Here is a 21,709-nt window from a genome sequence, read left to right as displayed (position 1 = left end):
TTGGTCAGCGGCGGCGTGACGGGGCGGACAGGGACGCGTTCGCGGGGGACGACCCTGCAGGCGTGGACGGGCGGCTTGGCGGGGTGTTCGGCGTGCGGGCAAGGGCGGCCGACCGGCGCGGATCGCGGGCCTCATCAGCGGACCGGGCGGTGACGTACGGCAAATTCCGTTCGGGGACTTCGCACAGTGGCCGCTGAACGGGTTCGGTGCTGGTGAGGGCGAGTACGGCCTCCCGCACCAGGTACAGGGGGGTGGCGCTGGTGAAGTCGGCTTGCCAGTGCTCGCCGTTGACCTGGTCGAAGCCGCCGTGCATCGTCCACAGCGCCGGGGCCGCACCTTCGAGCTCGGCGTACTCGTCGAGGTGGTTCTTGCGCAGCGCGAACGAGGAGTGTCCGTCCGGGGAGCGCTGGTAGAGGTACTGGGCGGTGTCATCGGTCTCCCATCCGCGGTCGGCCAGCAGGCCGGCAGGGCTGCTCGGTGGCCGGTAGTGGGGGCCGCCGGACAGGAAGTCCCGGTGCCGACTGGGCAGACTGTGAGCGAGGGCGGTGGTGAAGGCGGAAGTGATTTCGGCAGGAGTGGTCTCGGAGAAGCTGGCTGACCAGACGGGCATGCCCAGCGGCTCGCGGTACTCGGTGACCTTCCAGCCTCCGTTGGGGCTGGCGGGCAGGTAGGCGACCTGTGCGTTCTGGTGGGGGCTGGTGAACATCAGGCCGCTGTTGGTGGCCGCGTTGCCCCAGCCGCGCTCGGACAGCGCGTCGTAGATCGCGGCGGTGTCGCCTCGCCCGGCGAGGTACACGGGACGGACCAGCAGAACGGTGTCGGGCGCGAGGTTGCCCGGAAGGGACAGGGTCACGGACACGGGGGAGGGCTCCTGGAGGAGGTGGGGAACGGGCCCGCGCGCAGTCGGCGGCGGACTGCGCGGCGGCGCGCGGGCACGGGGGCAGCGGAGATGCGGATCTGGCGCTGGGGGCATGCCGGTCACCGGCCGCGTGAGGGGGTGGACCGGACGGTGAACGCCGTCTCCACCCGCGGTTGCGGGGCGTGGCTGAACAGGTCCCCCGGTGCGGCGGGGCTTCGCCGCAACGCTGCTGCGGTCCGGATGCCGTCCGACCCCAGCGGTGCCCCGGTGTGGGTGCGGATGGCCGTCGCGACCGGGGTGGCAGCGGGACGCGGCACGGCGCCAGGGTTGTTCCAGTGCTCGACGGCGGCGTAGACGGGGCCCAGCGCTTTACCGGCGTCGGTCAGGACATACGGGTCGCCCCAGCGCGGGCCGGTGCGGGTCACCAGGCCGTCGCGCCGAAGCCGGTTCAGGCGCAGCCTGGTGAAGCCGTTGTCCAGCCCGGCCTCCTCGGCGATGTGGACGAACCGCATGGGCCCGCCCGCGTTGAGGACCTGGATCACGGTGGTCGAGTGGCGCAGGTGCAAATGGCGCACGGCATCCTCGACGCGCTCGGCACCGGCCACCTCGTCGAGCGACAGGTGCGCCTGGGACCACTCGGACAGGGCCTGGTGCACCGGGGAGAGCGAGGTGCCGAACCCGCTGAGCTGGTACCGCCTGCCGTGGCGATCGCCGGCACGGGTCGCCAGCCCGTCGGCGTGCATCTGGGCCAGCCGTTTGCCGACGAGCTGCCCGTTGACGAAGGGGAGCCGGGCGGCGACGTCGCGCACGCGCAGGGGGCCGCTCTGCTGGGCCAGGGTCTGGACGACCCAGGTGGTCCACTTCGGCGCTATCAGAGCGAGCGCGTCCTCGACGCGCTGGGCGTCGACGGCACCGATCGGCGAGGTGCCGGACTGCACAAGGGAGGGCATGGTGATAACTCCGCGGGGTAGAGGGGCGGTTCGAGAGAGGGGGGTCGTGGAGGCTGGTCAGCGAGGGGCGCGCTCGGCGCGAAGATGCTGGAGCACCATGCCGAGGCGGTGATTGCTGACGTGGATGCCGCGGTCGCGCAGGCCCTGGCGCAAGGCGTCGCGGTTGAGGCGGGACAGGCCGGCGGAGACATGGCGGGCGGCAGGCATCAGCTCCTCGACGCCCAGCTCGGTGGGTGCCCCTCGGGCGGGAGCGGGGCGTGCGGGCCACTCCAGCAGGAGGCGGACGTCCAGGAGGTCCCACAGAACCTCGGCTTCCGACTGCTCCTGCCGTTCCAGTTCTGCGACCTCGGTGGCGAACAGCACCACGCGGTCGTCGAGGGTGTGCTCGCCGGTGCGGCACTGCTGCCAGGCCGTGTCGAGGTGGCGGCGGGCCGCGCGGGTCCGCCCGCTTGTCGCGGCGAGGCCGTCGAGCCGACGCAGCACGATCGGCAGAACAGGATCGCCGGGGCCGCCGTGCGCGCCGTTCCGCTGCAGTTCCTCCAGCGGGCGGCCGTAGCGGTGCTCGACCAGAAGGCGGGTGTAGATCGCGGTGGACATGAGGGGCTTCCTTCCTGGGGATTCAGCGGGAGCGGGAGGGCTTGGAGGCCGTGCCGCCGAGGGAAACGGGGGCGGTGTCGGTGACCGCGACTCCTGGAGCCGAGGCGGGGTGGCTGCGGCTGAGGGCAGCGGATACGCGTGGTGCGGCTGTTCGGGCGTCCTGGAGCGCTGTTTCGCCGTGCGGTGTGAGCGACAGGAGCTGGCCAGGCCGGTACAGCGACGTGCTGGCGTCCTTCTCCAGCAGCCCGTCTGCCATCAGCCGTTCGGCTGTTTCGGCCAGCACCTTGGGCCGGTTGCCCTCTCCGTCGCAGAGCCAGGTGTCGCCGTAGACCGCACTCTGGTGGAAGCGCAGGCCGCCCGCCTCGACCGCCTGAAGGGCCGCGAGCTGGCGACCATCCGCGATAGCCCAGTCGTCGTCCCGCCCCGGCTCCGATTCATGCTCCGGGGCCGGCCCCAGGTTCTGCCCCGGTGCTTTCAAGGCCAGCGCGGTGTCCGGTTCGGGCAGAAGGCGGTGGTAGGTGGACATGGCGCGGGTCAGGTGTTCGTAGGCTGCTCCCCGGCGTGCGACGAGCAGCTCGATCTGCGGACCTGCGGTGCGCAGGATGCCGTACCAGCCGCGCATGCCGGCGTGTTCGCCCCGCCCGATGGGCTCAAGGAGTTCGATCGCGGACTGCGCAGCGCGGGTCAGCTCGCCGTGCAACTCGTCTACATCGCGGGCGGCTTCGGCGACCATCCTGCCGACAAGATCGAGCGGGTCGCGGAATGGGTGGCCGTCGCTCAGTTTCCATGGGTCCTCGACGCCGAACTCCTCGGTGACCGCGTGCGCGCCGGGCCGCCTGGCCGGGTCGTGGGGGTTCATGTGGTCGTTTCCATCCGGGCGAGCAAGGAGCGGACCAAGGTGGGCAGGCTGTTGGGTCCTTCGCCGATCCAGACGTGGTCGGTGGCTTCACCGAGGACGTACTTGGCGTCTTCGTCCAGGCCGCTGGCGATTTCCATGCAGGCGTCGGTGATGCGGGCGGCGGCGAGTAGCGACTGGGAGAGCACCTGGACGTACTCGTCGGAGGCCAGCCCGGCTGCCTCGGCGGCGGTGCGGATGGCCGCCAGTTCCAGCGCGCTGAACCCGAAGTCGAACCCTTCGCCGTCCTCTTCCTGCGGTGACGGTGCGAGGACGGCAGGATCCGGTGGAGTGGCGGGGATACCGACGTGGGTGCAGATCTGGTCGACGGTGGAGGTGAGTTCGGCCAGGGACTCCGTCAGCCAACCGAGTGCGGAGGCGTAGGAGGCGAGGGTGAACAGACCGATGCTGCTGGCAGGGAGGGGTTCGTCGAGGAACCCTTCGAGCCGGTCGGTCAGCTCCCCGACCACTCGGGGGCCGGCGGACAGCACCCCGAGGACGGGGTGGAGGTAGGACCGGCTGGCCGGGGTGGGGTACTCGGCGAGCAGGATGCCGGAGATGCTCTGCCCCGCCTCGGTGAGCAGACCGGCCAGTTCGGTGCGGGCCACCGGGGTGCGGTCGTTGGTCATCGCAAGGAAGCCTTTCGGGAGTCGGCGGGCACATTGGTGCTGGCCGCCGCAGAAACGGCAGGCGGGACCCTCGGGGAGAGTGCGCCTGCGTGGGGGGATCGGGACCGGGCGGCTTGGATACGGGCCTGGGCTGCCGGATCGGTCTCGTCGGCCTGGGTGATGCCGGTGCGGAGCTGGGCGGTGCGGTAGACCGCGTAGTCCTTGCGGGCACCGGCCGCGACCAGATACACCTCGCGGGCGTGCGTTGAGTCGGGTGGCGCGCTGCGGAACTGGACCACCAACCGGTGGCTCGCGAACGTGGTGCCGGTGCCGAGGTAGACCTTGTGGAAGCCGTCGAGGCGGCCCTCAAGGCGCTTGGCGACGCGCTCTCCGTGGACGAGGTCCTGCAGGTGCAGCAGCGCCTGGTCCCGGATCGCGTCGGGCAGTTCGCGCAGGTCGGCGATGGCGTCGGGGTGCGCGGCGAAAGCGAAGCGGGCGCGGCTCACACCGACCGCCCAGACGTCGGCCGCTGGCTCGCGCTCGCGGACGGCACGGTGTCGGTGTTGAGGCCGCCCTGCGGGTCCACGGCGGGTCCGGTGGAACGGCTGAGCGCCGCACGGGTACGCAGGGCTGTCGCATCGCGGCGGTATTCGGGCGGCTCGGGCAGGGGTCCGTCGCGGTTGTCCAGCCACTCCTGGGCGGGTTCCCGGTCGGCGAAGGCGCCCTCGCGCACCGTGTAGGTGTTGGCTTTCAGATCTCCCTCGTCGAGGAAGACCCGGACCGGGGCCTGGGCGGCGCTGGAGTCGTGGACCATGGTCCACGACTCGCACGGGTCGTAGTCCCAGGATCGGGAGTCGAGGACCTCGTAGCGGTCGCCCGAGGCGCGGATCTGCTCCTCGACGCGGACCGTGAGGTCGTCGGCCGCCGCGATGAAGTCGGTTCCCTGCGCGATCGATTCGGGCGGGCAGCCGCGTTCGATCAGCCAGTTCTGGGCGAAGGACACCGTGGCGTGGCTGGCGGACTCGAAGGTGTACGTCCGGTTGCCGGGATCCCGTTCGATCTTGATGGCGACGAGCTGTGGATCGCCGGGGACCCCCCAGGTCACCGAGCGGTCGTGGGCGACGAGATAGCTCTGCGAACCCGTCGGAGCGGTGTGGTGCTCGGCCAGCACGGTCAGGTCGGCGGCCCACAGGTTGCTCTCGGCGCGTGCGGAGGCGGCGTCGGCGGGCTCGAAATCATCCAGGCCGAAGTCGGGTTCCCTGTTCACGAGGTGGCCTCTTCCATCTCGGGCGCCGGGGTGGCCAGCAGCCGGTGGTTGGGCCGGTTTGGGCTGGTGGTGCACGCGGCGAACGGCCCATCGGGTGCCCGCAGGTGGACCAGGGCCTGGTCGAGGTGGTCGCGGTGCCAGGTTGAGGGACCGGACAGGCCGGCCTCGGCATCGGTGAGCTGCTGCCATGCGAGCCACAGCGCGTGCAGCCGGGCGACGGCCTCAAGGTGCTCGTGCCACTGGTCGCACCACGGGCGGGTGGTACTGATCTCCCGGCCGTAGACCGGCAGGAACAGGCAGTTCACCCAGGCGCTGAGCGCGCCCAGCTCGACGGCGTACGCCTTCTCGCCCAGGGCGAGGATGAACACGGACATCGGGCCGCCGGCCTGATCGGCGGCGGCAGGCTCGGTATCGGGGTCGGCTTCGGCGGGCTGCGGGGGAACGGGTGCAGGGCCGGGTTCGGAGTCGAGGCGGTCGAGGATGACACCGTGCTGGCGGACCTCGGCCATGGTCTTGGCAAGGTGGGTGACGAGGTCGTCGAGGTCCTCGTCGGATACGCGGAACGGCTCGGGTTCGGGGGTGGCCGGGGTGGGGTCTGACATGGCGGATCCAAGAGGTGGGAGCGGGTAGGGCGAGGCGGGCGCGCGGCGCTCTTCTGCAGGTCACGGCAGGTCTCCATCGGGGGAAGGGGGCGGGCATGGGGATGAGGATCCGGAGATTCCACGATTTGGCACGGCCGGAAAATGGCGATAGAAGGCGGCTACGGGGCGGTGCAGCGGGGGCAGCGGGGGAACGGTGGCGCCAGCAACTGGATTGCTCGGGCCGCCTGTTGGGAAACCACGCCGTTGCCGAGGGCGGTGAGTTGAGCGGGCCGGCCGAGTCCGGGGGTGGCGGTCACCCAGCCGGCTGGAAGTCCTTGCATCCACTCCACGAAGTCCGCGCGCAGGCGTCCGGCCGCGTCGGTGGGCGGGGGTGCCGGGCGGGTGAGGGTCTCCCATCGGGCGATGGCGGCGCCGTACGGTCCCCACCGCCCGTCGCTTCCCCGGCCTCCGGGTTCGCCTCCACCCACAGCGGCAGAACCGCCGCCGACAGAGGCGGGCGCCAGCCCTTGCCGGGACGGCGCCCAGAGCTGCCCGTATTGCTGGCCCTCGGGGTGGGCAGCAGTGAGGCTGCTGCCGAGGGGAGGGTCAGGTCGCCGTTGCCGTGCCGCTGGTTCGGCGAGCCCTTGATCCCGTCCGACGCTTTCGGGGTAGGGAGCAGCAGCCACTCCACCTCGTCGGCCAGATTCGGGCCATGGCCGCCCTGCTTGCGTTTCGTCGGGTGCTGGCTGCCGCCGTTCTTGCCGATGTTGCTTGTCGGGGTCTTGAGCAGCGTCTTCGGCGGGCCAGGCGGTGAGAAAGGCCCGTTCGCGTCGGTGTGGGGCGCCGATGTCGGAGGCGCGAAGCACGAGCCATCGTGCGTCGTACCGGAGGTCGGCCAGGGAGCCGAGTACGGCACCGAGTGCTCGCAGAGGAGGCTGGCCTGGGGTGTCTCCCAGACACCACGGGCAGAATTCCACGTCGCCAGGGGAACCGGCGGGGGAGGTGAGGAGGCCGCGGACATTCTCGATCACCACCAGGCAGGGGCGGAGGGCTTCGACCGCACGGGCGACGTGCAGCCAGAGCCCGGAGCGGGTGTGGGCGTTGAGTCCGGCTCGGCGGCCGGCGACCGAGACGTCTTTGACAGGGGAAACCGGCCGTCAGGATGCACACCCGGGGAACGTGGGCCCAGTTGACGGTGGTGATGTCGCCGAGGTTGGGGACGCCGGGCCAGTGCCGGGCCAGGATGCGGGAGGCGTCGGGGTTGATCTCGGCGTGCCAGGCGGTCCGGCCGCCCAGGGCAGCCTGGACCCCGAGGTCCAGACCGCCGTACCCCGAGCAGAGCGAGCCGATCAGCGGCAGTCGCAGGGTTGTGGTTTCCATGTCACCGGCCCCGTACGGCTCGGCCCGATGGGGCCAACGGCATGGAAGGGCTGGCAGGAGGCAGCGGGCCCGGGCCGGGGGCGGTGGTGGTGGACCGGCTACGGGCGGCCTGGAGCCGGATGGACGGGGGAGCGATCGCTGCCGAGGCGGCGTGCAGCGGAGACGCGGCGTCCCACAGAGCCCCTTCTGCGGCCGTCAGCGCGTCCTTGACCGCATGGATGGCGGTGTCATGGGCGTCCCTGGTGTCGGGCTTGTGACGGTAGGGCCAAGCCTGTTGGAGAAGGGCCAGTTGGTGGCTGACCGCGCCCAGTGCGGCGGCGGCCTCGCACGCGGGCTCGATAGCGGAGGCGAACGCGGTGACGACCCGGGGGGTATGCGCCGCGGTGTCGTCGGCGCCGACGCGGAACAGGACCTCGTCGCTCAGGTCGGTGATCAGTTTGCCGAGTTCGGAGATCTGGCGGCAGACGGCGATGGGTTCGGGGGAACGGTGCGGATCGTCGAGCACGGGCAGCTTGCCGCGCTGGGCGTCGAACGCGGAGGCAGTGGCACGCAGGGCCAGAGCGTCGGAAATGGCGGTCACGGGATGGCTCCAATGGTGCGGGACGGACAGACGAGGGGGATGGCGGGGGTCCCTCTCACGGGTGGGGACCTTTCAGGTATGGGTCCGAGAGGAGGGGCGCGCGGCCGATGGCGCGGAGACAGTGCCGGGACGTTCCGAGGGCTGTGCGGCTGGTCGCGGCGTGCTGCGCGAGAGTGCGGCCTGCACCCGAGCTGCCGGGGACGTCTCGGTCGGCGGCGCGGGGGCCGGCGGCGCCGGGGCGGGCTGGCTGGTGACGGTCTGCCATCGGGCACGCACCTCATCGAGCGGACCCAGAGCGTGCAAGGCGTGGCTGATGAGCCGCCCAGGGGCCAGGGCTTCGTTCTCGGCCAGCGCCCGGATGGCGCGGGCAGACGCGGTGGCCGTGCGGGTGACGGAGGAGCGCATGATCCGCTCACCGAGCCACTCGGCACCGCCGGCACCCCCGCCGTCGCAGATCCCTGTGACCTGCTCGGCGCTCAGCGTGCCGTCGGCCAGCAGGCCACGACGCTGGGCCTCCCACAGCGCGGTGATCCGGTCGATGGGCTCGCCGCGGTGGTGCAGGGCGCCCAGGCACCGGTAGAGGTGACCGTGGGCGGCGTCGGCGAAGTCGCCCGGCCGCAGCCACCCGACCACCTCGCCCATCTCCTGTGGCCGCTCGACCAGGACCGCCAACAGGAATCGTTCCTCCTCGGCGACATGGTCGTCCCGGACCGGGGAGAGTCCGACGGCGGCCGTGGCCGGTGGTGCGGTGGGGTTAACGGGGCGCGGTTCGGATCCCCAGCGAAGGGCGAGGTCGCCGAGGACCCCCGCCAGCACGTCCGCCTGGTGCAGCGCTCCCTCGACCTGCCCCTGTAGGGCGTCGGCACGGGCAACCTGCTGCAGGCGGATCGCGTGTTCGGTGACGCTGCGGTGGATCGCACCCTCCAGCACCATCCGCCCGTAGACCGGAGCATGACCGGGGCGGGGGCAGGCCGCGATCAGGGTGTGCGCATAGGCCACCGTGAGCCCCCGGACGTGGTGGCTGGCCTCGTCGACCGCGTCGCTCACCCACGACAGCGGCACCGCCTCCTGGTCCGCGAGCGCGGGGTGGCCATCGGCCCGGAGCTTGCGCAGCGAGGCGAACAGCGCCTGGTGGGCATGCCGATAGAAGCAATCCGGTGCGAGCCAATCGAGGTGCGCGAGCTGGCCCGGGTCGAGCAGCACAGCGCCGAGTACCGCCTGCTCGGCACCCAGCAGCGGGTTCATCGCCGCCCCCGGGGGCGAAGGTCCGAAGGCTCGTCCGGCTGGGCGCGCAGGGCGGCGACCGCCTGGTCGGCGGCAGCCATCGCGGCGGCGAAGCGGTCCAGTTCACCGGTGAACGTCGGGTCGGTGGCGAGGATCGAGCCACCGCGGTTGACCAGCCACCACTGGCCATCGCGCCGTACGACCGGCGAACGGGCGAGTCGCCCGGAGCACGGCGCCGAGGAGGATGGGCCGGGTGAGGTCATGAGGGATCTCCTGAACAAGTAGAGGGGACAAGACGGTTCACATCGCGAGGTCGAGGTCGGCTTGGACCGGGGCACCGGAGCGGCCGGACCATTGGGAGCAGCCCTCTGGCTCGCCTAGTTCCAGTTCGGCGTCCGCGGCGGCGTCGAAGACGTCGCCCTGGCGGCCGGACCGCTCATGGGCGGTGACCCGGTCGATCGGGGCCTTATCCAGCGGGCGCCGGGAGCGGTGCACGTACGCCTGGCTCAGCAGCGGGGTGCCCTCCGCGGTCGCCGACGCATTGCCCGCACGGGTCGCCGCGTCGAACTCCATTCGATCCGGCCTGCATGGGAGTAGACGGCGGCGGGTTCACATCCTGGGTGCCGGCAAGATCGCCAGGTCCAGCCCCGGAAGGTGGCCTTCGGCTGCCATGAGCAGCAGGCTCCTCGACTGGACCGCGGCACTGAGCGACAGCACCTTGAGGGTCGGGTCGTTCATGCCGACAGCTCGAAGTCGTCGCGGCCAAGAGTCTTGGCGAGGGCCCGCTCGGTGATGGCTTTGGTCGCGCGGGCGGAGGCCGGGCCGACCGTTTTGGCGACGGGTTCCTTGTACCAGGGCTGGAGGTTGAGCATCGCGGCCCGGATGCCGGTAGCGAACAGCAGTGCCTGGCCCTTGGGCAGCGCGCGGATCGCGTCCGGCGGCAGGATCCGCTCGGTGCGCATCGACACGGAGGTGGACTTGCCGCCATCGGACGTGGATACCGAGGTGGTCTGTACGTCGTGGTCGCCGATCAGCCGCGAGAGCCGGTCGGCGAAGTCGCTGTCGTCGATACCCGAACCGATGATCTTGACCGTGGCGGCGGACCACAGGGCGTCCATTCCGGCCTCGCCCCAGCACTTCTGGCCCTGCCGGTAGGACTGCAGGATCGTCATGGGGATCACACCTCGGCTGCCCAAGTGCGAGTACAGGTCCGGGAGATCGGAGATCCGGCAGACGTTGGCGGCCTCGTCCAGGACACACAGGCACGGCGGGTCGAGGCGTCCTCCGGAGCGCTCCGCGACGACCACGGCGGCGCGCATGACCGCGTCGGCCGAGGCCGCGATGATCGCCGAGGCGGATCCACCGCCGTCCTTGCTCAGCAGATACAGGGTGTCGCGGGAGGTGGCGAAAGCGGAGGGCTTGAACTCGGGCAGGCCCTTGGTGGGAGTGACCCAGGCGGCGACGTCCGGGTCGAGCAGGCAGCTTGCGTACTGCCGCGCTGTCTCATAGATGCCGTCACGGGTTTCCGTGGCCCCGCTGACGGTGCCCTGGAGCTGGGCGGCGACCGCGTGGTGGCCGGCATCGGTGAGCAGGTCCACTGGGGTGCGGTCTGCTGGGGAGGCGAGCCAGGCGAGCACGTCGGTGATCGGACGGCGGTTGCTGGCAGCGGCCAGGAACAGTGCTCCGAGCGTGTTGCTGGCGGCGGTGGACCAGAAGTCCGAGCCGTTGGATTCGTCCACGCTTGCCGCGACGAAGTGACCGGCCAAACGTTTGGCCCCGGCGAGATCGCGGGCGTCGGCCAGGATGTCCCACCACATCTCGCGCGGGTGGTGGGCGATCTGCTGCGGATCCAGCGTCCAGATCGTGCCAACCTTGGCGCGGGCGTCGACCGTCGCGGTGAACGCGTCGTTCGCGGCCTTGTTGCTGGTCAGCAGGACCGGGCCGGGGGCGGCGAGGATCGCGGGGATGGCCAGGCTGGTGGTCTTGCCGGACCGTGGCGCCATGATCGCGACGATCACGTCCTCCCACGAGGCGCGAACCTTGGCGCGGCCAGGCGAGAGCGTGCCGACAAGGACCCCGCGGTCGGCCGGGGCGATCTCCTTCGCCTTGAGGTCGGACAGGCTCGGCCGCAGGCTCTTCGCCTTCGCGGTGATCTGCCTGTTAAGCAGCGGGGCGAGGTCGGCCTTGCGGGCGAGGCCGTTCTTCGCGCCGCCGCGTATGCGCAGCCACAGGACCACGCCGGTGAAGGTGAGGCCGAGGGCGAGCAGGCCGGGGATGACCCGGGCGCCGATCAGCAGGGCGGTAGGACTCAGGTGAGGCCACAGCACCTCGGGGTGCAGCAGTGCGTCACTGGCCGTGAACGGCACCCAGGGGCCGTCGCCGACCAGGGCGTTGGTGAGGTTGCCGGTCAGCCAAGCCAGCGAACCGAAAGCGAGGGCGGCGCCGAGCACACCGAACAGGAGGTAGAGGAGCGCGTCGGTCCCGGTGGTGGTGGAGGGCGCACGGGTACGAGGGGAGGGCATGGCGAATCCAAGGAGGGAGAGCGGGTGGGAAGGGGGTGGGGCGCGCGGCGCTCTTCTGCTGGTCATGGGGCGGCTCCTGTTCAGGTGGTGGGTCGGACTGGGGAGTCATCGGGTGCCGGGTGGCCGGGCCGGCGGCGGTTCACGCTGTGGCGGGGGGTCCGGCGACAGTCAGGGTGAGTTGGTTGCTGAGGGCCGTCAGGCGGCTCCGGGCATCGGCGGGGCTGTCGGCGGTGACGATGAACAGGCCGATCCGCGCGCTGTCGAGGTCTCCCTCGGGCGGCAGGGCGACCCGGTCCCCGACATCACGCAACCAGGCCACCTGATGCAGCCACGGATGCTGCGGGCCGGGCTCGACCGGGAAGTGGCAGGCGGTGAGGGTGCCACCGGCCGGGGGATACAGGACCTCGATCGCGGCGGTGCTGTGCGCGGTGGGGGCGAGATCGGGAATCTTCCCGCAGGCGAGGTCGGCGGCGATCCGGGGCAGGTCGAGGCCGGTCGCGAGGCGGACGAGTGTGCCGATCAGGTCGCCACCGATCCGGGCATTGACCTCGATGATCCGCGGACCACTGACGGTAAGGCGCATCTCCACGTGCTGCACGCCGTCGGTGACCCCCAGGGCTCGAACCGCCTGGACGGCAACGGGAGCCGCCTCGGGCAGGAGTGGGTCGTCGGCGGTAACTGTGTGGCCGACTTCCTCGAAGTACGGTGCGAAGGCGACCTCCTTGCGGGTGACGGCCACCGCCGTGGTGACGCCGTGCTGGGTGACGCACTCCACTGATATCTCGGGCCCGTCCAGGTACTCCTCGACCAACACGCCGCAGCCCTCAGGTCCCTGCTCCCCGGCCCCGGCGCCGGCGAACTCCCACGCGGCGGACAGCTCTTCGGGACGGTCGACGCGGATCACGCCGATGCTTCCCGCGTGCGAGGAGGGCTTGAGGACCACGGGGAAGCCCGTGCGGTGCGCGGCAGCGGTCGCCTGGGCCAGGGTGTCGACGCGGGTGGATCCCGCGGACGGGACGCCGTGCTCTGCGAAGAGCCGGCGGCTGGTCGCCTTGTCCCGGCAGGCGTTCATCGACGCCACCGTGTTGCCCGGCAGCCCGAGACAGGCGACGAGTTCTGCGGTCGGGACCAGGGCGTACTCGTCCCAGGTGACCACCCCGGCGATGGCGTGCCGTTCGGCCAGCGCCAGGCCGGCGGCGATCACGGCGGCCGGATCGCGGATGTCGGCGATCTCGTGGTCGACTACCAGGCCCTGCGGCCAGGTCGGCGGCTTGGCGTCGATCAGCACGATCGGATACGCGGCGGCGGCCTGCTCGACGCAATAGCGCCGAAAGACCGGGTCTGTACCGCCGACGATGATCAGAACCGGAAGAGAGGATCGAGACATGGCAAAGCCTCCGTGGTGAGGGAATCGGATGAGGAAGGGAAGGAGAGGCAAGGCCGGCCAGGGTGGTGAGCCGGTGGTCATGGGGCGTCCATGGGCGCGATCGGTCCACTGCTCTGCAGCGCGAGGGCCGGAGGGTGCGGCATGTCGCAGGCGGCGCGGTGGCGCCGCAGGCCGGTGAAGCACGCGCCGAGCACCGCGCCCTGCAGGACGGCGCACACCAGCAGCAGGTGCGGAAGGTCGGCGGCGGGGACGGCCGCGACCAGGGCTCCGGCCAGGGGCAGCGGCAGCAGCACCAGGATGATCGTCACCGACAGGGTGGAGCCGAACGCCCGCGAGGGGATGAGACGGCTGCGCAGCGTGCGCAGGACCACGGTCAGCGCTCCGTCGGCGGCCATCAGTAGCGCGATCGCCGCGGTGTATGCGGGGAAGCCCGGGGCCAGGGCGGTAGCCAGGCACGCTGCGGTGGAGAGGGCGGTGGCGACCGCGCCCACCGGCCACACCTGCCAGCGGTCGATGGCTCGGCGGGTGGCCCACACGGCGAGCAGGGAGGCGACGGCTGCCGCGCTCCACACCGCGCCGACGGTGGCGGGGGAGTGGTGGAACTGGTGGATGACCGTGATCGGCGCGGCGGCCTGCAGGACACCGAAGGCCAGGTTCGACGAGGCCAGGCCGCCGATCAGCCAGGCCAGCGCAGGGGTGCGGCGCACGGTCCGCCATCCGCACCGCAGACTGCTGGGCACCGGAGGATGGTCGGCCGGGGCACCGTCGTCCCGCGCGGTTGCGGCTGCTGCCAGGGCCAGCGCGGCGACGACGGCCAGCAGTACGCTCGGGCCGGCCAGCAGCAACAGGCCGCCCAGGAGCGGACCGATGAGCAGGGCGCCTTGGTCGATGCCGGTCTGTGCGGCCTGGATTCGGTGCGCTTCCTGGCCGAGGCGGCGGCTGGCTTGGGCGCCGAGTGTTTCCACTGCGACGTAGGAGATCTCCGTCAGCAGCCCGGAGGCAGCACCGAAGGCCATGACCACGCAGGTGGTCGTCGTTCCGGTGGGGGAAAGGGTCAGCAGTATCGCACCGGTCAGGGCGACCACGGCGGTGCGGGCGAGGTTGGCCGTGCGGAAGATGCGGCCGGCACCCCAGCGGTCGGCCAGCGATCCGGCGAAGGTGAAGGCGGCCAGGCGGGGCGTCCATTCCAGTAGGAAGGCGAGGCCGGTCAGGGCGGTGGACCCGGTGGTGATCAGGACCAGGAGCGGGATCGCGTAGGTGGCCGTCGCGCTGGCCAGGGCATCGGTGGCCCGCATGAGGTAGGTGCGCGACAGACGGGGAGAAGCGCTGCGGGAGGATGGTGTTGAGGACATCACTGGTCACCGGGCCCGGGGGCGGGGGCCCTGCGAGGGGGTCGCGGTCGAGGGCGGGGCGGTGTCCGAGGCTGGCGCGCGGAGGGCCGCCGATGCCTGGGTCGCGGCCGGTGAGGTGGCGCGGGCCGCGCTCGTGACAGCGGTCGCGTAGTAGGTGGCTGTCTGGGCCTGGTAGATGTCGTCCCGCCGCTGGGACGAGTCGCCGAGGCCATGCAACTGTGCAGGAGCCCCGTCCAGTTCCTCAACGGCGGCGGTGAGGTGTTCGGAGGCGGCGGTGAAGCGGTCGGCAAGATCGAAGGCGTTGTCGTCGAGGTCGGTGACCGTCTCGGCGGTGGCTTCGAGTGCTTCCTGGAGCCGGATCAGGACGCCGTGGGTGGGGTCGAGGAGCTGGTCGACGGCGTGGGCGGCCACGGCGGCATTCGCCGCGCCCTTGATCTGGTCGGTCAGGCGCAGGACCTGGCCGCCGGCTACCTGCAGCCCGCGCGGGTCGGTGGGGGTGGTCAATTGGCCGGTGTCGAGGTCGGGGTCGAGGTCGACGGCGTACCGGGCGGCGCGGAGCATGTCCGCTGCGTGGGAGGCGATGGCGGAGCGGTCCGCCTGCGGGGTGGTGGTCGGCAGCCGGTGTCGTCGGCCGTACCAGTCCTCGATCTGACGAAAGCCCGCGTGCTTGAGGAGCGTGGCGGACAGGTCATCGGTGGCGCCCTTGGCCGAGACACTGCCGCTGGGCTCGATGTTGATGGTGATGTACGGGGCAGGCACAGGGACTCCTGGGCGTCGAGCGTGGGACACGGGTGAGTGGGGGAGCCTGGTTTCGGGCTGCCAGGGCGAGGATCCGGAGAATCCGCGGTTTGGCCCGGCCGGAGATAGGTGCTAGACGCGCGGCGGGCAGGCGGCGTGTTCGCTCGCCGCCTGCCCGGCGGCAAGTCGTGCCCGCCCATGCCGAGGTCGTGCGCGAAGTTGCCGCAGGCGGACCGCGCGACGTAGGCGTCGTTGTGCAGACGGGCCCAGGAACCGTCCTCGCGGATGACCGTGGCGACGATGTCGAGCCCGTCTGTGCTGTTGCGCAGGGCCACCCACCGGCAGGCCGTCGGGTCGTCGTCCGGCTCGATGCCGGTGGCGTCCAGGACCTCGCGGGTCAGCTCGAACGAGTCGTCGTCGTCCAGTTCCATGCCGGTGGTGTTGCGGATCGCGCAGTGCCAGGTGAGCCGTCGGGAGGGGGTGTGGCCGGTTCGTGGTTTCTGCAGGGCCAGCGGTTCGTCGAGCAGCGCTGCCAGGTGGGGGAGCAGGACGGTGTCCTGGGCGGTCAGTTCGGGCGACCAGGCGGTGAGCAGGTAGGGGGCGAAGCCGGTCTGGCTGCGGTGCAGTTCGGCGAGCAGCTCGGTGGTGCTTTCGGTGCGCCTGGATGTCGCAGTGCAGGGGGTACGTGGGCATGGGGTATCCGCTTCGGTGGCTGGTGAGGGTGGGGGCCGGTGCTCCGCTGGGGCGGGGCACCGGTGGTTCAGAAGTGGGGGTTTTCGGTGGGCCGGTCGGCTGCGGTGGCGGCCTGGAGCAGTTCGCTGAGGTCACCGGGCTCGGAGGAGCGTTGATCGAGCCACCACCCGGCGCGGGTGATGGTGCGGGCCGCGTCCTCGATCCCCTCCCAGGCGGCCTCGCTGGTGCCGCCTTCCAGGACCAGGGCGGTGTAGGCGGCGGCCAGGACCTGGTGGCGGCAGCGCACGCCCCACGCGACGGCGCGGGCAGCGCCCTCCATTGGCGGCATCCGATACCGCTCGGACCAGGCGTCCGATTCGGCCTGCTCTTCGGCGCGCTTGGCCTCCAGCCAGGCGGCATTGTCCTGCTCGTCGCCGTCCTTTGCGGCCCTCCAGCAATCGGAGCATTCCTGCTTGGCGAGCCATTCCGCGAAGCCCGCCCGGCGGTCGGCCGCCCGATCGGACAGATTGCGCTCCGCCGGGTGCCCACACGAATGCGTGATTTTCCAGATCGTCTTCACAGCCATGAGAGCTGCCCTGCTTTCTTGTCGGGTGTCAGCGATTGCGGGAGAACGCGACGCGCGGATCCACGGGGCGGGCCGCCGGGGAGGAAGCGGCGGGCGTGGGGACCGGCGCCTTGCCAGGTAGGCCGGTGCGGGCGGGACTGGTGGCGAGTGCGGCAGCGTTCATGACCGGGAACCTGCGAGCGGCGCCACTTTGGCTGCGCTCGTGGCGCGCTGCGGCGGTGGGAGCGGGTGGGCGGCGCGCGGCAATGTCCCGGGCAAGGTGTGACTGCACGGCCACCCGGAGATCGGCGCGGTTCATTGCCACTGTGGCCCGTGCCACCGCGCCCAATGCGTCACCGCGGTCCGTGGCGCGGGGCAGCGTATAGATGTCCAGGCGCTGGTCGTGCTGCCAGCCGTGCTGTTCGAGGAGCTGACCGCCGTGGACCGCGCCGTCGGCGGTGGCAGCGACGATGCCGAGCTGGGGGTGCTCCGCGAACGCCACGTCGGGCTCGGCGCGCTGGGAGCGGTCACGAACGCGCGGCGCGTCGGCGGACAGCGTGGGGTCGAACGCGGCATCCACGTCGACCTGGTAGCCCGCCTTGCGCAGGATCGCGACGGCCCGGGTCGCACGGTCCTGGCCGTCACGTTGCTGATCGGCGAGCGCATACAGGGTGGGCTCGCCGGGGACAGGGTGGAAGTCGAAGCCGTTCAGCATCCACGCACTGGCGGCCAGTTGCTTGGGGTTGCTGGCGACGATGCCGAAGTCGGGGTGGTGGCCGACCGCGATGTCGGGGAGAGAGTTGTGCTTGGAGGTAGGCATGGCAGATCCATCCGAAATGGGTTTGAACGAGGGGGAGTTCGAGATCGGACCGGGTTCTGCGGGCGCAGGTCATAGCGGGATCTCCAGGAAGGGCAAGGTCAGCGACCGGGGGCAGATGGCGGCGAGGTGATGTGGGTCGAGGATGCGGCGACCGGGCGGTTTGGCCCGGCCGGACAGCAGTGATATCCGGGAGTCAGCGGGAGCGGCGTGCAGCACCTGGAATCGAGGTGCCTGGTGCGGCCGGATCAGCAGCCGACGCGCTACGCAGGCCCATGGCGGAGCGTTGAAGTGCTGCCTGAATGCGCCGCTCCGGCGCCCCGGGTGGGATGCCGAGCCGTCCGGTCAGGGGTTCGGCGGCACGGACCAGGGCCTTGCCGCTGCCTGCCAGTTCGTCGGCGTGGTGCCAGCCTTCGGCATTGCGCAGCTCCCGCGTCTGGACCTCGTAGATATCCCGTGAGCCGTGCGTGGAGGAAGTGACCAGGGCGATGGCCTCCTGCCACTCGCGCCGGATCTCGGCCGCCCGTGTGAGGTCGGTGTCGATGCCGTGCAGTCGCCGCAGGTCGCTGCTGATGGGACCGTCGGCGTAGTCGGCCCCGGTTGCCGCCGCGCGTACGCCGGCGAGGACTGCGGGTCCGTGCGCGAGGAACGTCTCGACGTGCTCCCAGGCAGCGGCGTCGCGTGCCACGTTGCCGTCGGCGTAGTTCTCTTCGTCGATCGGCCAGCCGTCCTCGTCACATAGGGAATCGGATACCGCGTCCCACCGGTCGGATGCCTGCCGGATGCCGTCGGCTGCGGCAGCCAGGGCCTGGATGCGTACCTGCCACACAGCCTGTTGGTAGCGGGGCAGGTAGCGGCGTGCGATTTCGGTCGCGGCTCGGACGGGCTCGGCGCCGACCAGGATGGCGCGGGGGGCGTTCGCGTCGCCGACCGGATTCTTGACCAGGCGGGCAGGGGCCAGTGCTCCGACGATGAAGTCGGTGTCCCGCTGCGGATGGGCCATGACGAGCAGGCAGTCATCGCTGCGGCTGGTCAGGATGGCAGCCTTGCTGCGGCAGTGCTCGGAGGTGGCCCACTCCAGCATCTGGTCGTCCCATACCTCGTGGAACGGGCCCGGTTGGCTGGGGTCGAGGCGGTGGGCGACGGCAGTCCAGGAGTCGGGCAGGCGCGAGGCGACCTGGACCGCGAAGGAGTAAACGCTCGGTCGGGGCATGGGTGATCTCCAGTCTCGGAATGACCACCGCCGGCGCTGGGGGCCGGGGTGGTTTGCGGAAGGGGGAGGATGGGCGGGATTCGCACGCCGGGAAGGACTTGCAGGACGGCACAGGGGCCACACGGGACAGACAGACCGGACACCGCGACGCCGACTTCGCCGTGCTGCCTCAAATGCAGCTCAGAACACGGTCGTTCGGGTCTGCCGCATGCCAGGGTGATGTCATCGCAAGATGAGGACGGGGGAGTGGGATCAATGAGCGCAGCTGCGTACATCGCGGCGTTCGCGGCGGCGGTGGCCTTGGGCGCTGCCCAGGGCTTCGGCGTGAAGTCGGTATGACCGGTTCGCGATCATGGAATGTCCAGAATGTGCAGCGGTCGGGTGGCGTCGCGGGCGTTTCTCCGGAGGGCGGCGGCGATGCATTGTCGGCCGATGAGGCGGAGTGCTCCGATGGCGAGGTTGCGCCAGGTGGCCATGGCGCGGGGCGCGTTGCCCGACCGTAGTTGCGATGCGTCCTCGGCGAAGGTGGTGTCTCGCACGTGATGCAGAGCTTCCACCGACCAGTGCCCGCGGATCAGGGCCGCGAGCTCGGTCGGGTTGGCCTGTCCGGCGTTCAGGCTGGTAACCGCGTACACCGTCTTGATGCTGATCTTCCCGGTCTTGCGGTTCACCCGCCGACGTTTGAGCTCGATGGCCTGGGCTGCTCCGGGAAAGAGCAGGCCGGCGACGGTGCAGACCTTGATGCGGCGGATCTCGCCTCGGCCGTGTCCCTTCTCGGTAGTGCGGTTCTGTAGCGGGATCTGCTTCCAGGGGAGGGACTTCATCTGCTTGCGGAGCTTCTTCTGGTTGCCCTTGACGATCACGATGTAGTGGGCTCCCCGGCCGGTCAGGTACTCGGCGTGCTCGCGCTGGGTGTGCATCGCATCGCTGGTCACGACCGCCCCGCGCAGATCGATGTCGTCCAGCAGGGGCTGGAAGCATGTGATCTCATTTGTCTTGTTCTCGACATCAACCTGCCCCAGGACGACGGAGGTTGCGTGGTCGACGGCGGACAGGAGGTGGATCTTCCGGCCGTGCGCGCGGGCGGCTCCGCGCAGGGACTTGCCGTCCACCGCGATCGCCCGCAGCAACTTCCCGGCGCTCTGCGGGAGCCGGGAAGACAGCCAACCGCCGACGGCCCGATCCAGCACATCGCCGTCGACCTGGGTCAGGACCCGGCGGATCGTGGTCTCGCACGGGGCCTGGTGACGGCCGGTGAAAGGGTCGCGACGGGCACCGAGCCGAGCCAGGACCAGTTGCGGTGCGTCGGCCGCCCACTCGCTGATCGCCAGCAGAGAGGTCGCACCAGTGAGCACCGCGGCCGCACAGATGGCGAGCACGCCGACCAGAGGATGCAACCGGCCCCGTGGATCACGGGGATCAGTCACCCTCGCGAGACAGACCAGCAGGCCGGGACACTCCTGAGCCGCCAGAGACGGCGAGGCGGTGAGCTGGTCAAGCCCGGCGGGCATGGGAGATGATTCAGCGAGAGCAGGCACGGTCTTCCAGCAAGGATCATGGGACGTAGACACTCACATGATCGCTGGCAACCGCGCCTGCCGCATGTTGCCACCTACCCCACCAGCAAGGCCAGTTGGGGCGAACCCGCTCAAGTCGACTTCACGCCGAGGCCCTGGGGCGCTGCCCTGTTGTCCTGGCGAGCCGGGAGGGGGATCGATATCCGCAACTCTTTCGATCTGGCACGGAGCTTGTACAACGAGCTGACCTCCGAGAAGGCCGCCGCGTCCCGGAGTGCTCTGGAGTTCTACCGGCGGTCCGCCACCCGGAGCGAGGAGCAGACCAAGGAGATACTCGACCACTATTTCGCGTTGCTGTGGCGCTTCGAACACGTCCTTGCCGGGCGCGAAAGCCTCGACGCCCAGCGCCGTCTCAACGGGACCAAGCCAGCGATCGACTACCTCGATCGAATGATCGCGTGGCATGTCGAGGAATGGGCCGCGCGGAGGCAGGGACTCCGGGACCAGATCAAGGAGCACATCCCTGAACTGGACGATCTCCATTCCCTGACGACGTTCTGTGTTCTGGCCGATAGGTTCCCGCAAGCCAAGACTCCCGTGCGGGATCTGCGTGCGGCGCGTGGCATCCCGGTTCAGACCAACCCGAGGTCGTGACGCGCTGGGTCTCCCTCCATGAGGGCGCGGTGATTCTTCATGTCTCTATGACCGTGTGTTCCAGTGCGTTCTTGGGGACTGTCTGACCTGGCAGGGCAGGCCAAGGGGGGTTCACTCGGTGGGGTGAATATTTCGCTGTTCCGTCGGGATTCCTGACGTTCAGTCGGTATCCCAGACGTATGCGGTGGATCCCTGAACCGAGGTGCCCATGACCCTGGCCGTGGTGCGCAACCTCTCCTCTCCGCGGGGGACTCTGACCCAGCTGGAGCTCGAGGACTTCGAGCAGGAGATCGTCGACCAGTACGCACTCGCCATGGCCTCGGCTGGCCTGACCGACGGTCACGTGGGGAACACCCGGTCGACGATCATTGACTTCGCCCGCTCGCTCCCGGGGCCGCTCTGGGCGGCCGGTTGCGAAGACGCGGACCGTTTCCTCACGGGACTGCGGCACGAGGGGCGCAGCGCCAACACCCGAGCCGGCAAGGCCGGAACGATCGCCCAGTTCTACGACTTCATGACCGCCCGCTATCAGGGCGACATTCGGGCCCTGACCGGGTGCATCGTCGAGCAGCCCATCGATGAGTTCAACCGGCCGCCGGGCAGGAACAAGGGCGCGGTCCGCGTTCCACCCTCCGACTCGGAGATTGATCACCTGTTCACGCAGTGGCGTGGATCGGTTCTGTTGGCGCGGAAGTATCTCCCCGCAGCCCGGAACTACTTCGCCGCCTCGCTGTGGCGTCGACTCGGGCTCCGGATGAACGAGACGATCATGCTGGACATCCGGGACTGGCGCCCGGACCTGGGTGACTTCGGCAAACTCCACGTCCGCTTCGGCAAGGGAAGCCGCGGACGGGGACCCAAGCCCCGCCTTGTGCCGGCGATCAACGGGGCGGACCGGCTCATTGACTGGTGGCTGGCCGAAGTCCGCCATCAATTCGGCGACGACTGGTCCGACCCCGACGCCCCAATGCTGCCGAGCGAGCGGAACGACGACTCCGTTGGGCGTTGTCGCCGGGTAGGAGACGACGCACTGCGCACCGCGTTGACCAGGCAAGCCGAGCTGCAGCTGCCGGCTTGGGCTGGGCGACTCACGCCGCACGTCCTGCGTCATTACTGCGCTTCCTCGCTGTATGGAGACGGGATGGACCTCAAGGCGCTGCAGGAGCTCCTGGGGCACGAGTGGTTGTCCACTACGACCGGATATATCAACCCCCGGGAATTGCATCAAACGGGCGAGAAGTCGCAGGTCACATGGTCACGGCGGGAAACGGAAGGGTTCCTCAGCCTCTACAAACTGGCAGCCTGAGCAGGGCTGTTGCCTAGGTGAGCCC

General features: G+C 70.5%; 23 protein-coding genes and 2 pseudogenes. 2 read left to right on the top strand and 23 right to left on the bottom strand.

What is annotated here, in order from left to right; genetic code table 11:
• Nucleotides 1-4: 4 nt before the first annotated feature.
• From G3I60_RS21265 to G3I60_RS21165, 23 genes and pseudogenes are all read right to left on the bottom strand, one after another.
• On the bottom strand, nucleotides 5-859 hold the full coding sequence (locus G3I60_RS21265) for a DUF317 domain-containing protein (protein ID WP_164295006.1): 855 nt from the start codon (nucleotides 857-859) through the stop codon (nucleotides 5-7).
• Between the two features lie 119 nt (nucleotides 860-978).
• Nucleotides 979-1,809 (bottom strand): helix-turn-helix domain-containing protein, encoded by an 831-nt coding sequence (locus G3I60_RS21260; protein ID WP_164295005.1) that lies wholly within the window; start codon nucleotides 1,807-1,809, stop codon nucleotides 979-981.
• A 57-nt stretch (nucleotides 1,810-1,866) separates the two neighbouring features.
• Nucleotides 1,867-2,406 carry a hypothetical protein gene (locus G3I60_RS21255; RefSeq protein WP_164295004.1) on the bottom strand — a complete coding sequence of 180 codons (540 nt, stop codon included), beginning with the start codon at nucleotides 2,404-2,406 and terminating at the stop codon, nucleotides 1,867-1,869.
• Between the two features lie 22 nt (nucleotides 2,407-2,428).
• Nucleotides 2,429-3,265 carry a large ATP-binding protein gene (locus G3I60_RS21250; RefSeq protein ID WP_164295003.1) on the bottom strand — a complete coding sequence of 279 codons (837 nt, stop codon included), beginning with the start codon at nucleotides 3,263-3,265 and terminating at the stop codon, nucleotides 2,429-2,431.
• Entirely contained in the window at nucleotides 3,262-3,930 is a 669-nt protein-coding gene (locus G3I60_RS21245; RefSeq protein WP_164295002.1) for a hypothetical protein, read from the bottom strand. Before G3I60_RS21245 ends, G3I60_RS21250 begins: the two co-directional genes overlap by 4 nt.
• Nucleotides 3,927-4,415, bottom strand: coding sequence for a hypothetical protein (locus G3I60_RS21240; RefSeq protein ID WP_164295001.1), 489 nt, complete (start codon nucleotides 4,413-4,415; stop codon nucleotides 3,927-3,929). The genes G3I60_RS21245 and G3I60_RS21240 overlap by 4 nt, the downstream gene beginning before the upstream one ends.
• Nucleotides 4,412-5,176: a glycosyl hydrolase gene (locus tag G3I60_RS21235; RefSeq protein WP_164295000.1), complete on the bottom strand. Its 765-nt coding sequence runs from the start codon at nucleotides 5,174-5,176 to the stop codon at nucleotides 4,412-4,414. The genes G3I60_RS21240 and G3I60_RS21235 overlap by 4 nt, the downstream gene beginning before the upstream one ends.
• On the bottom strand, nucleotides 5,173-5,778 hold the full coding sequence (locus G3I60_RS21230; RefSeq protein WP_164294999.1) for a DUF4913 domain-containing protein: 606 nt from the start codon (nucleotides 5,776-5,778) through the stop codon (nucleotides 5,173-5,175). Before G3I60_RS21230 ends, G3I60_RS21235 begins: the two co-directional genes overlap by 4 nt.
• Before the next feature lie 158 nt (nucleotides 5,779-5,936).
• Nucleotides 5,937-6,836 (bottom strand): annotated as a pseudogene (locus G3I60_RS44630) (DNA cytosine methyltransferase); the annotation flags it as partial.
• A 121-nt stretch (nucleotides 6,837-6,957) separates the two neighbouring features.
• Nucleotides 6,958-7,137: pseudogene (locus G3I60_RS46470) on the bottom strand (hypothetical protein); the annotation flags it as partial.
• A gap of 1 nt (nucleotide 7,138) precedes the next feature.
• Nucleotides 7,139-7,717, bottom strand: a complete 579-nt coding sequence (locus G3I60_RS21220; protein ID WP_164294997.1) for a hypothetical protein — start codon at nucleotides 7,715-7,717, stop codon at nucleotides 7,139-7,141.
• Nucleotides 7,718-7,789: 72 nt separating this feature from the next.
• On the bottom strand, nucleotides 7,790-8,962 hold the full coding sequence (locus tag G3I60_RS21215; RefSeq protein WP_164294996.1) for a DnaB-like helicase N-terminal domain-containing protein: 1,173 nt from the start codon (nucleotides 8,960-8,962) through the stop codon (nucleotides 7,790-7,792).
• Nucleotides 8,959-9,204 (bottom strand): hypothetical protein, encoded by a 246-nt coding sequence (locus G3I60_RS21210; RefSeq protein WP_164294995.1) that lies wholly within the window; start codon nucleotides 9,202-9,204, stop codon nucleotides 8,959-8,961. Before G3I60_RS21210 ends, G3I60_RS21215 begins: the two co-directional genes overlap by 4 nt.
• Before the next feature lie 37 nt (nucleotides 9,205-9,241).
• Nucleotides 9,242-9,514 carry a hypothetical protein gene (locus G3I60_RS21205; protein WP_164294994.1) on the bottom strand — a complete coding sequence of 91 codons (273 nt, stop codon included), beginning with the start codon at nucleotides 9,512-9,514 and terminating at the stop codon, nucleotides 9,242-9,244.
• A gap of 36 nt (nucleotides 9,515-9,550) precedes the next feature.
• On the bottom strand, nucleotides 9,551-9,679 hold the full coding sequence (locus G3I60_RS46465; protein WP_275405946.1) for a hypothetical protein: 129 nt from the start codon (nucleotides 9,677-9,679) through the stop codon (nucleotides 9,551-9,553).
• On the bottom strand, nucleotides 9,676-11,463 hold the full coding sequence (locus tag G3I60_RS21200; protein ID WP_164607643.1) for a type IV secretory system conjugative DNA transfer family protein: 1,788 nt from the start codon (nucleotides 11,461-11,463) through the stop codon (nucleotides 9,676-9,678). Before G3I60_RS21200 ends, G3I60_RS46465 begins: the two co-directional genes overlap by 4 nt.
• 139 nt (nucleotides 11,464-11,602) lie before the next feature.
• Nucleotides 11,603-12,850 carry an ATP-grasp domain-containing protein gene (locus G3I60_RS21195; RefSeq protein WP_164299324.1) on the bottom strand — a complete coding sequence of 416 codons (1,248 nt, stop codon included), beginning with the start codon at nucleotides 12,848-12,850 and terminating at the stop codon, nucleotides 11,603-11,605.
• A 77-nt stretch (nucleotides 12,851-12,927) separates the two neighbouring features.
• A complete protein-coding gene (locus G3I60_RS21190; protein WP_239070064.1) occupies nucleotides 12,928-14,202 on the bottom strand; it encodes an MFS transporter in 1,275 nt (424 codons plus the stop codon).
• A 6-nt stretch (nucleotides 14,203-14,208) separates the two neighbouring features.
• Nucleotides 14,209-14,961 (bottom strand): hypothetical protein, encoded by a 753-nt coding sequence (locus G3I60_RS21185; protein WP_164299326.1) that lies wholly within the window; start codon nucleotides 14,959-14,961, stop codon nucleotides 14,209-14,211.
• A gap of 739 nt (nucleotides 14,962-15,700) precedes the next feature.
• Nucleotides 15,701-16,198: a hypothetical protein gene (locus tag G3I60_RS21180; protein ID WP_164299328.1), complete on the bottom strand. Its 498-nt coding sequence runs from the start codon at nucleotides 16,196-16,198 to the stop codon at nucleotides 15,701-15,703.
• A 28-nt stretch (nucleotides 16,199-16,226) separates the two neighbouring features.
• Nucleotides 16,227-16,997, bottom strand: coding sequence for a hypothetical protein (locus tag G3I60_RS21175; protein WP_164299330.1), 771 nt, complete (start codon nucleotides 16,995-16,997; stop codon nucleotides 16,227-16,229).
• 193 nt (nucleotides 16,998-17,190) lie between these two features.
• A complete protein-coding gene (locus G3I60_RS45585) occupies nucleotides 17,191-18,207 on the bottom strand; it encodes a hypothetical protein (RefSeq protein ID WP_239070063.1) in 1,017 nt (338 codons plus the stop codon).
• Between the two features lie 350 nt (nucleotides 18,208-18,557).
• Entirely contained in the window at nucleotides 18,558-19,718 is a 1,161-nt protein-coding gene (locus G3I60_RS21165) for an ISAs1 family transposase (RefSeq protein WP_203673445.1), read from the bottom strand.
• 237 nt (nucleotides 19,719-19,955) lie between these two features.
• On the opposite strand from G3I60_RS21165, the gene G3I60_RS21160 reads away from it, so the two are divergent.
• Both G3I60_RS21160 and G3I60_RS21155 read left to right on the top strand, forming a co-directional pair.
• The gene (locus tag G3I60_RS21160) at nucleotides 19,956-20,378 is read left to right on the top strand and encodes a hypothetical protein (protein WP_164299333.1); all 423 of its coding nucleotides are present in this window, start codon (nucleotides 19,956-19,958) and stop codon (nucleotides 20,376-20,378) included.
• Between the two features lie 208 nt (nucleotides 20,379-20,586).
• Nucleotides 20,587-21,684: a site-specific integrase gene (locus G3I60_RS21155; protein ID WP_164607637.1), complete on the top strand. Its 1,098-nt coding sequence runs from the start codon at nucleotides 20,587-20,589 to the stop codon at nucleotides 21,682-21,684.
• The last annotated feature ends 25 nt before the right edge of the window (nucleotides 21,685-21,709 follow it).

Origin of the sequence: Streptomyces sp. SID13666, from assembly GCF_010548325.1 — a bacterium.
Lineage (GTDB): Bacteria > Actinomycetota > Actinomycetes > Streptomycetales > Streptomycetaceae > Actinacidiphila > Actinacidiphila fildesensis.
This window is presented reverse-complemented; position numbering and strand designations above follow the sequence as displayed.